Raw genomic sequence first — 15,238 nt, forward strand, 5'->3', positions numbered from 1 at the left:
GCATCGTGCAGGAGATGCAGACCTCGCTCTTCCGCACCGGCTTCTCCACCATCATACGGGAATCGCACGACGCCAGTTGCGCGATCCTGAACACCCGGGCCGAGGTCATCGCCCAGCACGTGGTGCTCCCGCTCCACATGGGCGCCTTTCCCGCATGCGCCGAGGGCCTGCTGGAACGGTTTTCCCCGGAATATCTGCAAGAGGGCGACGCGTACATCGTCAACCACCCCTACCGCGGCGGCAGCCCCCACGCACCGGACATGGGCGTGCTGACCCCCGTCTTCTACCAGGGCGAGTGGGTGGGCTTCTGCGCCAGCATGGCGCACAAGAGCGACATCGGCGGCACGGTGCCGGGCAGCGGCTCGGGCACGGCGAGGGAGATCTTCCAGGAAGGCCTGCACCTGCCCGCGGTGAAGTTCATGGACGCCGGCAGGCCGGTGCGCGAGCTGGAGTGGTTCATCCACGCCAACAGCCGTACGCCCGAGGTGGTGGTGGGCGACATCCGCGGCCAGGTGGGCGCCAACCGGCTGGGCGAACGGCGCATGGCCGAGTTGCTGGACAAGTACGGCAAAAACACGGTCATGGCCGCCACCGAGGAGCTGGCCGGTCACGCCGAGCGGCGCCTCCGGCAGGTCATCGCCTCCTGGCCCGACGGCCGGTACCAAGGCGAGGCGTGCGTCGACAACGACGGCATCGACCTCGACAAACCCGTGCGCATCCGTGTCACCGTGGAAAAGACCGGCGACCGCGTCCTTTTCGACTTCTCCGAGTGCAGTCCCCAGACCACCGGCCCCGCCAACATCCGCCCGCCCTTGGTGCGGGCCTGCTGCTACTACTGCCTCATCGCTCTCGTGGACCCGTTCCTGCCCATCAACCAAGGCTTGGCGCGGGTGGTGGAAACCCGCTTCCGCCAGGGGACCGTGGTCTGTCCCGACTACCCCGCCGCGGTGAACGCCTACATGCCCACCGCGCTGGTGGTGGCCGAGGCCGTGCTTCAGGCCATGGGCTCCCTGGTCCCCGGCAAGACCATCGCCGAGGGCTCCGGCAGCGGCGCCATCGCCTTGGGCGGCCGCGCCCGCGACGGCAAGCGCAGCTACGTCCAGTACGAGATCTTCGCCGGCGGCGTCGGCGGCCGCAACGGCAAGGACGGCGCCTCCGCCACCTCCTTCCACCTGAGCAACGGCAAGATCGCCCCCGTGGAGATCATCGAGTCCGAGTTCCCCACCCGCGTCGAACGCTTCGAGCTCCTGCAGGACTCCGGCGGCCCCGGCCGCCACCGCGGCGGCCTCGGCTTCGTCCGCGAGTACCGCATCCTCCAGGACGAAGTGCGCTTCTCCATGCGCACCGACAAGCACGCCCTCGCCCCTCAGGGCATCGCCGGCGGCCACTCCGGCGGCACCGGCGCCTGCATCATCAACCCCGGCGACGACGACGAGCGCAGCATGCCCTCGCGTTTCGGCGATCAGCGCCTCAAGAGCGGCGACGTGCTGCGGATGGAGCGCCCGGGCGGCGGCGGCGTGGGAGCAGCGTTCGAGCGCAGCCCGGAGGCGGTGCTGGAAGATGTGCGTCAGGGGTACGTGTCGATGGAGCGGGCAAGGGACGACTACGGGGTTGCTTTGAGCAACCGAGAGGGCGCGATTGTCCTGGATCGGCCCGCGACCAACCAACTGCGTGGCAAGGGCTGAACGGTGGAATGCAATAACTCTCCCTTGACGGGATTCAATCGATCTCGTCTTCGGACACGACCCACGGTTCTTGAAGCGCCGCGTCGCGCCATTCGACGAAGGCAGGCAGTGCCAGGACAGCACGGCTGTAGGCGGTGCAAGTGTCGTCGAGTTCGACCCCGTACGTATCCAGGCGAGTGACCACCGGGGCGAACATGGCATCGGCCACACCGAAGCCGCCGAAGAGAAAGTCGCCGCTCTCACAGTAGCGGTCACGGCACTCACGCCAGATCTCGCATACCCGGGCGATGTCTTCCGCGACCCCGGGGCCACGGCCCTTGCCCTTCAGGTCCGTGCGACGCAGGTTCATGGGCATGCAGTTGCGCAGAGCGGTAAAGCCGGCATGCATTTCGTTGGCGATGGAACGAGCCATCGCACGCGCATCCCGATCCTCGGGCCACAGGCTGGCCTCGGGGAACAGCTCGTGGGCGTATTCCAGGATCGCGAGGGTTTCCCATATGGTGCGTTCGCCGTGAAGCAACACCGGCACGCGCCCCGACGGGGAGACGGCGGCGATGGCTTCCTTCCAGTTCTCGTCGAACAGCAGAATCATCTTTTCGGCAAACGGGATGCCGGCATGGCGCAGAGCCAGCCACGGCCGAAGGGACCATGAGGAGTAGTTCTTGTTGCCGATCACCAGGGTCAGTTCGCTCATCTCAACATTCTCCCGCCACCCGCCGTTCCATGGTGGAGTCGGCTGCATGGACCCTCACTGCTGCCAACAGGGCATCACCCGGACAGCCTATCGGGGGGCGGAAAGGGCTCGACCGTTTGTCACGCGGCCGGTTTCTTGACCTTGGCAATCTGTTTCATCGCCAAGGCGGCCACGGCCAGTTTCCGGACATCTTTCCAGCAGTCAGAGGACTGCAAGGCCTCGACCGTCCAACTTGTGGCATTTGTCTCGCCACTCATTTGGTCGAGTTTCCGGTCCAGAGATCGCAGCGCGGAGAGTTCGCCTTGCGTCAGGTCGTTCCTTGACACTGCATCGTCGACAACCCAACAACTGTCGCTGTAGTCAAGCGCCAGTTCATCAACCGCTCGACCGTCACCTGCCGCCTCGAGTATCGCAATCTGCTCGCCGGCGGGAAGAGCGAGGTTGAGCACTGCATCCCACAGCAAGGCGAGTCGTTCCTCTGTTGATGCTGTCTTCGGCATCACGTCAACCTCAATGAAGCTTGGTTCCCGCTGGAAACAATTGAAGAGTTTACACCGAAATTCGTCACCCGCCAATGCGGCCGCAGCCCGTAACGCCCTCTCTACAACGCCAAAAACGGGCCCGTTCACTCACTGTGCGACTGCTGAGTTGCCCTCTTCCCCCCATCGGGTTAAAATATCTTCCGGAATGGCGGAAACATTTAAGGCGAGGGCTTGGGCCAAAGAATCCTGGTCGGCAACCGAGGCATCATGCATCACCGGTGTCCCCTTGAAGCAGGTGCATCGGATCATTGACGCCGGCTTGCTGGGTGAGGCAGCAGAGAGCCGAAGCGGCACACGCATCGTGCTCGGGACAGGCCTAGTTGGCCTGAAAATTGCTTACCAGTTAAGGCCAGTCCTTACACCGGAGGGACGACGCCGTTTTATCCGGCGCCTGCTCGACGAGCCAGCAGCCGAGACCGTGTATGACGAGCCCCTTTTGGTCGATTTGCGGGTGATGGAGGAGGCTGTGTTTCGGCGGGTCACGCTCTTGGCAGAGGCGAAGCGAATGGTCGAGACCGACGACAAGGTGATGGCAGGAGCACCGTGTTTCAAAGGCACGCGGATCCCGGTCCACGATATCGCCGCCATGCTCGCGAACGGTGACTCCGTTTCCTCACTCCGGACCGCTTATCCGAGATTAACGGAAAGACAGATCAGCGCTGCGCCAATATACGCCGAAGCGTATCCGCGCCGCGGACGGCGGCGCAATGTATCACCGTCGCGAAGACCCATGACACGCTCGTCTCGTGTGATCCACTCCGACGACCTCCCACCGACGTCGTGAAATTCCTGATCGACGAGTGCCTCAGTCCCGACCTCGCCACGGACGCGCGCAAGAGGGGATTCCTTGAATCGGTGCACGTAACGTGGCTCGGTCTGGGAGCAACAGCAGACTGGGTCATTGTCCGGCGCGCCGTACAGGATGGCTATGTGCTTGTCACGAATAACACAATAGACTTCACACGCTTGGTTGAACGTGAGGCCATACACTCAGGACTCATCTGCCTGAACGTGACACATGAGTTTATGAGCCTCGTGGTACAAAAGCGGTTGTTTAGCCTTGCCCTCGACCACTTGGCCCAGGACGAACCCATCAACGATGTGCTCGAAATCACTATGACACGCGACAAGAGGGTCCAGGTGCGTCGATGGGCTTCATCCGGCCTTTGACGGTGAAACAGCGTGTTCGGCAGCCGACGTCGCCAAGCCCATGCGCTATCCTATCTCTAGTACTGCCTCATCAACCCGTTCCAGTGTATCGACGATGCGCTGCTAGAGAGCGAGACCCGCTTCCGCCAAGGAACCGTTAAAGTCTACGACGGAGCGCTAGTCGCTGCCACGAGTTCTACTACGGGACACCTCTCGGTCCGGGGGTCATAGCTTAGCAAGAGCCATATTCGGCGAAACCTCTTGCTCTCGACGTGGAAGCCCGATGAAAGTCTTTGCTCCAGGTTGTCAATGAGATACGGCTCATCGGAATGGAGCAATAGCTCTACAATCTGACCGTCGACGAATAACTTGTAGTAGTCTCGATAAGGCCAGCGGAGCGGGCCCCATACAATTCCTCTGTTGGTCGGTGCCCCTTACGGGTAAGTGGTCTCGGATACTGTCACCGCCGGCTCACCGCCTCGAACAGATGCAACTGCGGCGTCTTGCCGTTGTCGTCCGCGAGCACCGGGTAGTTGGCGGTGAAGCAGGCATCGCAATAGCCGGCGTCGTTGCCCTTGAAGAAGGTGTAGAGGCCTTGGCGGCTGAGGTAGGCGAGGGAGTCGGCGCCGATGAAGGCGCGGATGCCTTCGACGGAGTGGACGGAGGCGATGAGCTCCTTGTGGGTGGGGGTGTCGATGCCGTAGTAGCAGGGACTGATGGTGGGGGGTGAGCTGATGCGGACGTGGACCTCGGCGGCCCCCGCCTCGCGCAGCATGCGGATGATCTTCTGGCTGGTGGTGCCGCGGACGATGGAGTCGTCCACCACCACCACGCGCTTGCCCTGGAGCACCTCGCGCATGGCGTTGAGCTTGATCTTGACGCCGAAGTTGCGGATGTGCTGCTGCGGTTCGATGAAGGTGCGGCCGACGTAGTGGTTGCGGATCAGGGCGAGGTCGAGCGGGATGCCGGACTGCTCGGCGTAGCCGATGGCGGCGGGCACGCCGGAGTCGGGCACCGGAGTCACCAGGTCGGCGTCCACGTGGCTCTCCCGTGCGAGCTGGCGGCCCAGCTCCTTGCGGTACTGGTAGACGCTGTGGCCGTAGACGTTGCTGTCGGGGCGAGCAAAGTAGATGGACTCGAAGATGCAGCGGGCCGGAGTGGCCTCGGGGAAGGGCTTGAGTGAGTCCATGCCGGCGCGGCTGAGGACCAGAACTTCGCCGGGCTCTACCTCGCGTACGTACTCGGCCTCAATCAGATCCAGCACGCAGGTCTCCGACGCCACCACCCAGGAGTCCCTGTCCCCCTCGCCGCGAAACCGGCCCAGGATCAGCGGCCGGAAACCCAGGGGATCGCGGGCGGCGATCATGGTGTGGGTGGTGAGGAATACGAGGGAGTAGGAGCCCTTGACACGGTGGAGGGCGTCGACGACGCGGTCCGTCAGGGTCTTCTCCTTCGAGGTGGCGATGAGGTGGACGATCACCTCGGTGTCGGAGGTGGACTGGAAGATGGAGCCGGACTCCTCGAGTTGCTGGCGGAGCTCGTTGGCGTTGACCAGGTTGCCGTTGTGGGACACGGCGATGGGGCCGTCGGCGTACTCCACCACGAACGGCTGTGCGTTCTTGATGTCGGTCTGCCCGCTGGTGGAATAGCGGTTGTGCCCGATGGCGGAGGCGCCTTGCAGGTTCTTGATGATGTCCTCCTTGAAGACGTCCGCCACCAGACCCATCTGGCGGTGGGAGATGAGGACGTCGCCGTCGGAGGACACGATGCCGGACGATTCCTGGCCTCGGTGCTGCAGGGCGTAGAGCCCCAGGTACACCATGTTGGCGGCCTCGGGATGGCCGTGGACCCCGACCACCGCGCATTCTTCATGGAACTTGTCGAACATCAGGTCCTGCCTGGGAAAGCGCTATCCGGCGCCGCTTCTCCGAGCCTGTTCGTCACTTAACATACCGCTCCAGGGCCGTCGACCAGATGTTGCGCAGCCGTTGCACCGGCGCGCGCACCAAGTCGTTGATCGCCAGACGGTCTCCGTCCACTTTTCCAATGAGCGCCATCGCAACGTTCTCCCGGTTCGCGATGTCCTGCAACCGGCCGTAATCCCTTTCCTTCAAGGATACCACGATGCGCGAATGCGATTCGCCGAAAAGGAGCGCGTCCGCGCGCCCGCGTTGCTCGATTTCGATGACCGCGCCGATCCCCTCCGGGTCGGGGTGTGAGATGCAGCAGTCCGCCAACGCCACGGCAAGTCCCCCTTCGGAAACGTCGTGGGCCGACGAGAGCAGCCCCTGTTCCACCGCCGACCGGCAGGTCCTCTGCACGCCGCGCTCCAGTGCGAGGTCCACCACCGGGGGTTTCCCCACCACCTGTCCGTGCACGACCTTGAGGTACTCGCTGCCGCCCAGCTCGTCGCGGTTGAGGCCCAGCAGCACCACCAGGTCGCCCTCCTCCTTGAACCACGGGGTGGCGATTCGCGTCACGTCCTCCAGCAGGCCCACCATGGCCACGGTGGGAGTGGGGTGGATGGAGACGCCGTCGGTCTCGTTGTAGAAGCTCACGTTACCGCTCACCACCGGGACCTCCAGCGCCAGGCACGCCTCGCGCATGCCCTGGATGGCCTGGGAGAACTGCCACATGACGTCCTCCCGCTCGGGATTGCCGAAGTTCAGGCAATCCGTGAGCCCCAGCGGCGTCGCCCCGACGCACGCCAGGTTCCGCGCCGCCTCGGCCACCGCGGCCATGCCGCCCGCGTGGGGGTCCAGGTAGCAGTAGCGCGCGTTGCAGTCCACGGTCAGGGCCAGCCCCTTGGAAGTGCCCTTGACGCGGATCACCGCGGCGTCCGCGCCCGGCGCCAGCACCGTGTTGCCGCGCACATAGTGGTCGTACTGGCGGTAGACCCACTCCCTGGAAGCCAGGTTTGGAGAATCCAGCAGTTGTTCCAGCACGCGAGTAATGCTCTCGGGCCGGGGCAACGCGTCCGCGTCCAGGCGCTGGAGCTCGTCCTGGCGCGGCGGGCGCTTGGCCGGCCGGTCGTACGCCGGCGCGGCGTCGGTGAGGGCGGCCACCGGGATGTCGGCCACCGGACGGCCCGCCGACAGCACCCGGAAAACGGGCTCGTCGATGACCCGGCCCACCACCACCGCGTCCAGGTCCCAGCGCTGGAAGATCGCCCGGACCTCGGCCACCGACTCCGGGTGCGCCACCAGCAGCATGCGCTCCTGGGACTCCGACAGCAGGATCTCGTAAGGGGTCATGCCCCTCTCGCGCAACGGCACGCGCGCCAGCTCCAGCTCCACGCCCGAGCCCGCGCGCCCGGCCATCTCCACGGCCGAACTGGTAAGGCCGGCGGCGCCCATATCCTGGATGCCCACGATGGCGTCGGTCCGCATCAGCTCCAGGCATGCCTCGATGAGGAGCTTCTCGGTGAAAGGATCGCCCACCTGCACCGTGGGGCGGCGCTGCTCGGAGTCCTCGGAGAAGGACTCCGACGCCATGGTGGCGCCGTGGACTCCGTCCCGACCGGTCTTGGAGCCGACGTACACCACCGGGTTGCCGGCGCCCCGGGCCTTGCCGGTGAAGATGCGGTCCCGCTCCGCCAGGCCCAGGGTGAAGGCGTTCACCAGGATGTTGGCGTCGTAGCACTCGTCGAAGTAGATGTCGCCGCCCACGGTGGGCACGCCGACGCAGTTGCCGTAGCCGCCGATGCCGCCCACCACGCCGTTCACCAGGTAGGGGGTCTTGGGGTGGCGAGCGCCGCCGAAGCGCAGCGAGTTGAGACTGGCGATGGGGCGCGCTCCCATGGTGAAGACGTCGCGCAGGATGCCGCCCACGCCGGTGGCCGCGCCCTGGTAGGGCTCGATGAAGGACGGGTGGTTGTGGCTCTCGATCTTGAACACCACGGCGAGGCCGTCGCCGATGTCCATGACGCCGGCGTTCTCGCCCGGGCCGTGGATGACGCGGGGGCCTTCGGTGGGAAGCTGCTTCAGGTGCTTGCGCGAGCTCTTGTAGCTGCAGTGCTCCGACCACATGACCGAGAACACGCCCAGCTCGGTGAGGTTCGGCGCGCGTCCCAGAAGGCGCACGATCTCGGCGTATTCGTGGTCGGTCAGTCCATGGGCGCGAACTGTCTCGGGGGTCACGGGCGCAGTGTCGGGGCTCGTTGCGTCGCTCATGTCGAGTTACGCGTTCCGCCGCCGGACCTCGGCGGCCATGGAGGAAAAGATGGTCAGGCCGCCGACGCCCCCGAGCAGCGATTCCGCGGCATCCTCCGGATGCGGCATCAGGCCGAAGACGTTGCGGCGGCGATTGCACACGCCGGCGATGTTTTCCACGGAGCCGTTGGGATTGGCCTTGTCGGAGGTCCGTCCGGCCGCGTCCACGTAACGCAGCAGCACCTGTCCATTGTCGCGGAGTTCCTTGAGCGTGGGGGCGTCCGCGTAGAAGCGGCCTTCGCCGTGCTTCACCGGCATCTCGAGCAGGTCGCCGGGTTCGGCCGCGCACGTGAACGGCGACCGGGCGTGTTCCACGCACAGGGTTACGCGCCGGCACACGAAGCGCAAGGACTCGTTGCGCGTGAGCGTGCCGGGCAGCAGCCCGGCCTCGCACAGTATCTGGAAGCCGTTGCAGATGCCCAGCACCAGTCCGCCGGCCGCGGCGAAGTCGACGATGCCCTGCATGACCGGCGCGAAGCGGGCCATGGCGCCGGCGCGCAGGTAGTCGCCGTAGGAGAAGCCGCCCGGGAGGACGACGCCGTCGCACCGGCCATCGAACGGGTCCTTGTGCCACAGGGTACGCACGTCGTGCCCGAGCACGTGACGCAGGCAATGGACGACGTCGTCATCGTCGCAGGAGCCGGGAAAGATCGCCACTCCCCAGCGCATGGCCTTATCCCGCAACCTCGAAGCGGTAGTCCTCGATGACCGGGTTGGCCAGCAGCTTCTCGCACATGCGCCGCGCCTGCTGCTCGGCGTCCTCCGCCTCCGCCACGTCCAGGCTCAGCTCCAGGTACTTGCCCACGCGCACTTCCCGGACGGCGCCGAAGCCCAGGCTGTGAAGGGAGTTCTCCACGGCCTTGCCCTGGGGGTCGAGGACGCCCTCCTTGAGGGTTACGAAGACTTTGACGAGCATGGTGAAGCGACGCCCCACCCCTGGATTCCCGCTTTCGCGGGAATGACGGTTGAGCGGGCGGCTCCGCAGCCATTTACCCGCCGGTCACCCGGCGGCAGACCTCCTGGTAGGCTTCCTCGACGCCGCCCAGGTCGCGGCGGAAGCGGTCCTTGTCCATCTTCTCCAGGGAGCCCTTCTGCCAGAAGCGGCAGGTGTCGGGGCAGATCTCGTCGGCGAGGACGACTTGGCCGTCGCGCTTCCCGAACTCGAGCTTGAAGTCCACGAGGATCAGGTCCCGCTCGTCGAAGAACGCCCTCATCAGCTCGTTGGTGCGGAAGGTGAGACGCTTGATCTCCTCCAGCTCCTCCGCGGTGGCATAGCCCAACGCCAGGATGTGGTAGTCGTTGATGATCGGATCGTCGAGCTCGTCGCACTTGTAGCAGAACTCCAGGATCGTGGTGGACAGCGACTGCCCCTCCTCCAGGCCCAGGCGCTTGGCCATGCTGCCGGCCACGATGTTCCGGATGATCACCTCGATGGGGAGCATGTCCAGCTTCCACACCAGCATCTCCCGTTCGTTGAGGCGATCCAGGAAGTGGGTCGGCACGCCGTTGTCCTCCAGGTGCTTGAACAGCACCTCGGAGATGGCGTTGTTGACGACTCCCTTGGACATCACGGTGCCCAGCTTCTTCTTGTTGAAGGCGCTGGCGTCGTCCTTGAAGTACTGGATCATCTTGGCGGGATCGTCTGTGGCGTAGAGCTTCTTCGCCTTGCCCTCGTACATGAAGTCACGCTTTTCCATGGCTCTCCTCGTGCGCCTTGCGGGCGCGGTTTGAATCTAGTGTCCTGTCCGGCGCGGCCGCTCTTCAGGCCGCGCCGAAAACCCGTTCGAAGATGGTGTCCACGTGCCTGAAGCAATCCTTCAACTGCCAGATCTCATCGATCTCGCCGGCGCTCAGGTGCTCCGTGACCGTGGCGTCTTCCAGCAACTGCTGCTTGAGGTCCTTACCCTCCTTGGCGGCCACGAGCCCGTGGCGCTGGACGATCTTGTAGGCCTCGTCGCGCGCGAGCCCCTTCTCCACCAGGCGCAGCATCACGCCCTGCGAGAACACCGCGCCGCCGCTCAGGGCCAGGTTGCGCTCCATGTTCTCGGGGTAGACGCACAGGCCGCGGATGACGCGGGTGAACCGGTAGAGCATGAAGTCCACCAGGACGGTGGCGTCGGGGCCGATGACCCGTTCCACCGACGAGTGGCTGATGTCGCGCTCGTGCCACAGGGCCACGTTCTCCAGCGCCGAAACCGAGTATGAGCGCACCAGCCGCGCCAGGCCGGACACGTTCTCCGACAGGATCGGGTTGCGCTTGTGGGGCATGGCGGACGACCCCATCTGGGTCGCGGCGAAGGGTTCCTCGGCTTCCAGCACCTCGGTGCGCTGGAGGTGACGGATCTCCACGGCGAACTTCTCGATGGAACTGGCCAGCACGGCCAGGACGCTGAAGAAGTAGGCGTGGCGGTCGCGCTGGATGATCTGGTTGGACACGGGGTCGGGCGTGAGGCCCGCGGCCTTGCACACGTACGCCTCCACCTCCGGGGGCACCTGCGCATAGGTGCCGACCGCGCCGGAGACGATGCCGCAGCATACCTCGGCCACGGCGCCCTCCAGGCGCGTCAGGTTGCGGCCCATCTCCTCGTGCCACAGGGCCAGCTTGAGGCCGAAGGTGATGGGCTCGGCGTGGATCCCGTGGGTGCGCCCCATCATGGGCGTGTCCTTGTAGCGGTGCGCCTGCTCCCGCAGCACCGACATGAACGCGCGCACGTCTTCCAGCAGGAGCGCGCTGGCGTCCTTGAGCTGCAGCGAGAAACCCGTGTCCATGACGTCGGACGAGGTCATGCCCACGTGCACGAAACGGGCGTCGTCGCCGATGGACTCGGCGAGGTTGCGCAGGAAGGCGATCAGCTCGTGGTGCACCTCGCGTTCGATCTCGCGGATGCGCGCGACGTCGAAGCGCGCGTTGCGGCGGATGCGCGCGGGCACGTCCCCGGGCACCTTGCCCAGCTCGGCCAACGCTTCGGTGGCCAGGATCTCCACCTCCAGCCACTTGCCGAAGCGGTTCTCCTCGGACCAGATCCGCGCCATCTCGGGGCGTGTGTAGCGGTCGATCATGTTCTGCGAGTTCCCGGTTCCTGTGCGCCGGTGTGCCCGAAGCCGCCGGCGTCACGGGTGGAGGCGGGCAGTTCGTCCACTTCCTCCAATTGCACCCGCGGGACACGCTGCACCACCAACTGGGCGATGCGGTCGCCGTGGCGGATGGTCGCCGGCTCCGCGCCCAAGTTGATGATGGCGAGCTGCACCTCGCCGCGGTAGTCCGAGTCGACGGTGCCGGGACTGTTCACCAAGGTGACGCCGTGCTTCAGCGCCAGGCCGCTCCGGGGACGGATCTGCGCCTCGAAGCCCGGCGGCAGCGCCAGTGCGAAGCCGGTAGGTATCAAGGCCCGCTCCAGCGGCGCGAGCACTACCTCATCCTCCACCGCGGCGGCCAAGTCCAGCCCCGCCGAACCCTCGGTCATGTAACGCGGCAAGGGAACGGCGGCCTTGCCGTCCCTCACCCGCCTGATCTGGACCTTGACGTCGGCCACCGCCCTCAGGGGTTGGCAGCGGCGGCCTCGCGAGACGTGCCAGCGAATTGGACGCCGTCGACGCTGTGGCCTTCCAGGTCGCCCAGCAGGGTGGCGGTCAGGGCGCCGGGCGCGAACAACTCGCGGGCCAGTTGGGCCACCGCTTCCAGCGTGACGTCGCGCACGCCGCGGGTGATGTCCTCCACGGAAATCTGCGCGCCGCGGTGCATCTCGCTCCGGGTCATGTGTGTCATCCAAGAGTCCGCGGACTCAAGGCCCAGCAGCGTGTTCCCGACCAGTTGCTCGCGCGCGCGCCCGAGCTCCTCCTCGGTCACCTGCCCCGCGGCCACCTTGGCCATCTCGTCCACGGCAAGGTCCATGACCTCCCGGGCCCACTCCGCCTTGGTGCCGACGTAGACGCCGAGGTAGCCGGTGTCCCGGTAGGGCGCCAGGAACGAATAGACCGAGTAGGCCCTGCCGCGGCGCTCGCGAATCTCCTGGAACAGGCGCGAGCTCATGCCGCCGCCGAGCAGCGTGTTGAGAACGTGCGCCACGTACATTCGCGGGTCGCCGTGCGGCAGCGCCGGCGTTCCCAGGCAGATGTGCACCTGCCCGAGCTTGCGCGGGTGGTGGAACAGGCCGGAACGGGGCTCCGGCGCCGCCACCGGAGCCTGCAACGGCTTGGCCTCGATGGCGCCGAAGGCGCCGCCCACCGCGTCCACCAGCGCGGCATGCGAGAGGTTGCCGGCCCCGGCGATGATGACCCGCCCGGGCCGGTAACGCTCGGCCATGAACTCGACGAGGTCGTCCCGGGCAAAGCCGGAAACGGTGTCCACCTCGCCGCACACCGCCCGCCCCAGGGGATGGTCGCCGAAGTAGTCGAGGCTGAACAGGTCGTGGACGAAGTCCTCGGGGTTCTCGTCCGCCGAGGCGATCTCCTGGAGGATTACGGTGCGCTCCCGCTCGATCTCCTCCGGATCGAACACCGAGTTGAGAAAGAGGTCGCTCAGGACGTCGACGGCCAAGGGCAGATGCTCGTCCACCACCTTGGCGTAGTAGCAGGTGTTCTCCTTGCCGGTGAAGGCGTTGAGCACCCCTCCCACGGCGTCCATCTCCTCGGCGATCCGCTGTGCGCTACGGGTCTTGGTGCCCTTGAACAGCAAGTGCTCCAGAAAATGGGACAGGCCCCCCTGCCGGGGCTCTTCGTGGCGGGAGCCGTTCTCCACCCAGATGCCGAGACTCACCGCCCGGGTTCCGGAGCGCTGCTCGGTAAGAATCCTGACGCCGTTGTCCAGAACCGTCTTGTGGAACATCGGATGGATGACTAAACCCGCTCGGAGGTCTGCTCTTCCTTCAGGGCCTCCTTGCGGCTGAGACGGATCTTGCCCTGCCGGTCCACGTCCAGCACCTTCACCATCAGCTCGTCGCCCTCGTTGAGCACGTCCCGCACCCGCCGCACGTGGTCGTCCGCGATCTGCGAGATGTGCACCAGCCCGTCGGTGCCCGGCAGGATCTCGACGAACGCGCCGAAGTCCATCACGCGCCGCACCGTGCCCTTGTAGATGCGGCCGATCTCCACCTCGGCGACGATGCCCTCGATCATGTCCAGGGCCCGGCGGCTGCCCGCCTCGTCGACGGACGCCACCGTGACGGTACCGTCGTCCTGCACGTCGATCTTCGTGCCCGTGGCCTCGACGATGCCGCGGATGACCTTGCCTCCCGGTCCGATGATGTCGCGGATCTTCTCGGGGCGGACCTTGATGGTGGTGATGCGCGGCGCGTGGCGCGAGACCTCCTCGCGCGTCTCCGCCAGGGTGCCGTCCATGATGTCGAGGATGTGCAGCCGGCCCTCCCGCGCCTGGTACAGGGCCTCCTGCATGATCTCGCGGGTGACGCCGCTGATCTTGATGTCCATCTGCAGCGCCGTGATGCCCTCGCGGGTGCCGGCGACCTTGAAGTCCATGTCGCCGAGATGGTCCTCGTCGCCGAGGATGTCCGTCAGCACGCGCACCTCGTCGTCTTCCTTGATCAGGCCCATGGCGATGCCCGCCACCGGAGCCTTGATGGGAACGCCGGCGTCCATGAGCGACAGGGAGCCGCCGCACACGCTCGCCATGGAGCTGGAACCGTTGGACGCCAGGATCTCGGAAACCACGCGCAGGGTGTAGGGGAATTCATCCTCCTGGGGGAGGACCGGCACCAGCGCCCGCTCGGCGAGCGCGCCGTGGCCGATCTCGCGCCGGCCCGGGCTGCGCAGGAACTTGACCTCGCCGGTGCTGTAGGGCGGGAAGTTGTAGTGCAGCATGAACTTCTTGAACTGCTCGCCGGTGAGGGCGTCGACGCGCTGCGCGTCGCCGGACGTACCGAGGGTAGCCACCACCAGCGCCTGGGTCTCGCCACGGGTAAACAGCGCCGAGCCGTGGGTGCGCGGCAACAGGCCCGCCTCGCAGGTGATGGGACGCACGTCCTTGAGCCCGCGCCCATCGATGCGTTTGCGCTGCTGCACCACGAGGTCCCGAAGCTGGAACTTCTCCAGGTCCCTGTAGGCGCCCTTGAGCTCCCTCTCGCGGCCGGGAAACTCCTCCGCGCCCGTGGTCATGACCTCCGCGCCTACTTCGTCGACGCGGGAGTTGCGCTGTTTCTTGTCGGCGATGCAGACCGCCTCCTTGACCTTCTCCTCCGCATGGTTCCGCACCCAGGCCGTCAGCGACTCGTCCTTCTCCTCCTTGGGCGCCACCCGCTTGGCCTTGCCGAGCTGATCCCTGAGCTTGTCCTGAAGATCGATGAGCGGCTGGATCGCCTGATGCCCCTGGAAGAGCGCGTCCAGCACTTCGTCCTCGGGCACCATCGACGCACCGCCTTCCACCATCACAATGCCGTCCCGCGTTCCCGAGAGAAAGATATTGACGTCGCAATCCGGTATCCGGCTCTGGAGCGGGTTCATCACCCACTCGCCGTCAACGCGGCCCACCCGCACGCCGGCCAGCGGACCGTTGAACGGTATGTCCGATATCTCGATGGCCAGCGAGGCGGCGAACATGGAGACCGCGTCGGTGTCGTTCTCCCCGTCCGCGGACAGCACGGTGACGATGATCTGCGTTTCGGCCTTGACCCCGCCCGCGAACAGCGGACGGATGGACCGGTCGATGAGCCGGCAGGTGAGGATCTCCTTTTCCGAAGGACGGCCCTCCCGTTTGAAGAACCCTCCGGGAATACGCCCGGCGGCAAAGGTCTTTTCCTGGTAATCGACGGTGAGCGGGAAGAAGTCGATCTCCTCGCGTACGTCCTTGGAGGCCACGGCGGTAGCGAGGACGACGGTCTCGCCGAAACGCACCAGCGCGGCGCCGTCGGCCTGCTTGGCGACCTTGCCGAGGTCGACGCATAGAGGTCGGCCGCAATAGTCCAACTCGATCTTTGTTTGCATATTTGTACCCTCGAGGGCAGT

At 65.9% G+C, this 15,238-nt stretch carries 14 protein-coding genes; 3 read left to right on the forward strand and 11 right to left on the reverse strand.

Annotation, left to right across the window (positions count from 1 at the left end; genetic code table 11):
- Nucleotides 1-1,685: hydantoinase B/oxoprolinase family protein (locus OXU42_16680; protein MDE0031024.1), on the forward strand; the 1,685-nt coding region annotated here is incomplete at its 5' end.
- Nucleotides 1,686-1,719: 34 nt separating this feature from the next.
- Here the strand turns inward: OXU42_16680 and OXU42_16685 are convergent.
- Complete coding sequence (locus OXU42_16685; GenBank protein MDE0031025.1) at nucleotides 1,720-2,379, reverse strand: glutathione S-transferase family protein; 660 nt, start codon at nucleotides 2,377-2,379, stop codon at nucleotides 1,720-1,722.
- A 119-nt stretch (nucleotides 2,380-2,498) separates the two neighbouring features.
- Nucleotides 2,499-2,879 carry a hypothetical protein gene (locus OXU42_16690; protein ID MDE0031026.1) on the reverse strand — a complete coding sequence of 127 codons (381 nt, stop codon included), beginning with the start codon at nucleotides 2,877-2,879 and terminating at the stop codon, nucleotides 2,499-2,501.
- Nucleotides 2,880-3,156: 277 nt separating this feature from the next.
- Here OXU42_16690 and OXU42_16695 point away from each other — a divergent pair, with 277 nt between their 5' ends.
- Together OXU42_16695 and OXU42_16700 are read left to right on the forward strand one after the other, a co-directional pair.
- Nucleotides 3,157-3,705: a DUF433 domain-containing protein gene (locus OXU42_16695; protein ID MDE0031027.1), complete on the forward strand. Its 549-nt coding sequence runs from the start codon at nucleotides 3,157-3,159 to the stop codon at nucleotides 3,703-3,705.
- Nucleotides 3,702-4,091 carry a DUF5615 family PIN-like protein gene (locus OXU42_16700; protein MDE0031028.1) on the forward strand — a complete coding sequence of 130 codons (390 nt, stop codon included), beginning with the start codon at nucleotides 3,702-3,704 and terminating at the stop codon, nucleotides 4,089-4,091. The genes OXU42_16695 and OXU42_16700 overlap by 4 nt, the downstream gene beginning before the upstream one ends.
- A gap of 439 nt (nucleotides 4,092-4,530) precedes the next feature.
- On the opposite strand, the gene purF is transcribed toward OXU42_16700, so the two are convergent.
- From purF to pnp, 9 genes are all read right to left on the reverse strand, one after another.
- A complete protein-coding gene (purF, locus tag OXU42_16705) occupies nucleotides 4,531-5,958 on the reverse strand; it encodes an amidophosphoribosyltransferase (protein MDE0031029.1) in 1,428 nt (475 codons plus the stop codon).
- Between the two features lie 52 nt (nucleotides 5,959-6,010).
- Nucleotides 6,011-8,242: a phosphoribosylformylglycinamidine synthase subunit PurL gene (purL, locus tag OXU42_16710; protein ID MDE0031030.1), complete on the reverse strand. Its 2,232-nt coding sequence runs from the start codon at nucleotides 8,240-8,242 to the stop codon at nucleotides 6,011-6,013.
- A 6-nt stretch (nucleotides 8,243-8,248) separates the two neighbouring features.
- The gene (purQ, locus tag OXU42_16715; protein MDE0031031.1) at nucleotides 8,249-8,950 is read right to left on the reverse strand and encodes a phosphoribosylformylglycinamidine synthase subunit PurQ; all 702 of its coding nucleotides are present in this window, start codon (nucleotides 8,948-8,950) and stop codon (nucleotides 8,249-8,251) included.
- Nucleotides 8,951-8,954: 4 nt separating this feature from the next.
- A complete protein-coding gene (gene purS, locus OXU42_16720; protein ID MDE0031032.1) occupies nucleotides 8,955-9,197 on the reverse strand; it encodes a phosphoribosylformylglycinamidine synthase subunit PurS in 243 nt (80 codons plus the stop codon).
- A gap of 73 nt (nucleotides 9,198-9,270) precedes the next feature.
- Nucleotides 9,271-9,978, reverse strand: a complete 708-nt coding sequence (locus OXU42_16725; GenBank protein MDE0031033.1) for a phosphoribosylaminoimidazolesuccinocarboxamide synthase — start codon at nucleotides 9,976-9,978, stop codon at nucleotides 9,271-9,273.
- A 64-nt stretch (nucleotides 9,979-10,042) separates the two neighbouring features.
- On the reverse strand, nucleotides 10,043-11,341 hold the full coding sequence (gene purB, locus OXU42_16730; GenBank protein ID MDE0031034.1) for an adenylosuccinate lyase: 1,299 nt from the start codon (nucleotides 11,339-11,341) through the stop codon (nucleotides 10,043-10,045).
- Nucleotides 11,338-11,814: a dUTP diphosphatase gene (gene dut, locus OXU42_16735; GenBank protein MDE0031035.1), complete on the reverse strand. Its 477-nt coding sequence runs from the start codon at nucleotides 11,812-11,814 to the stop codon at nucleotides 11,338-11,340. The genes purB and dut overlap by 4 nt, the downstream gene beginning before the upstream one ends.
- Nucleotides 11,815-11,819: 5 nt before the next feature.
- Nucleotides 11,820-13,106: a pitrilysin family protein gene (locus tag OXU42_16740; GenBank protein MDE0031036.1), complete on the reverse strand. Its 1,287-nt coding sequence runs from the start codon at nucleotides 13,104-13,106 to the stop codon at nucleotides 11,820-11,822.
- A gap of 11 nt (nucleotides 13,107-13,117) precedes the next feature.
- Entirely contained in the window at nucleotides 13,118-15,217 is a 2,100-nt protein-coding gene (gene pnp, locus OXU42_16745; GenBank protein MDE0031037.1) for a polyribonucleotide nucleotidyltransferase, read from the reverse strand.
- Nucleotides 15,218-15,238: the final 21 nt, after the last annotated feature.

This window comes from Deltaproteobacteria bacterium (assembly GCA_028818775.1).
Lineage (GTDB): Bacteria > Desulfobacterota > Binatia > UBA9968 > JAJDTQ01 > JAJDTQ01.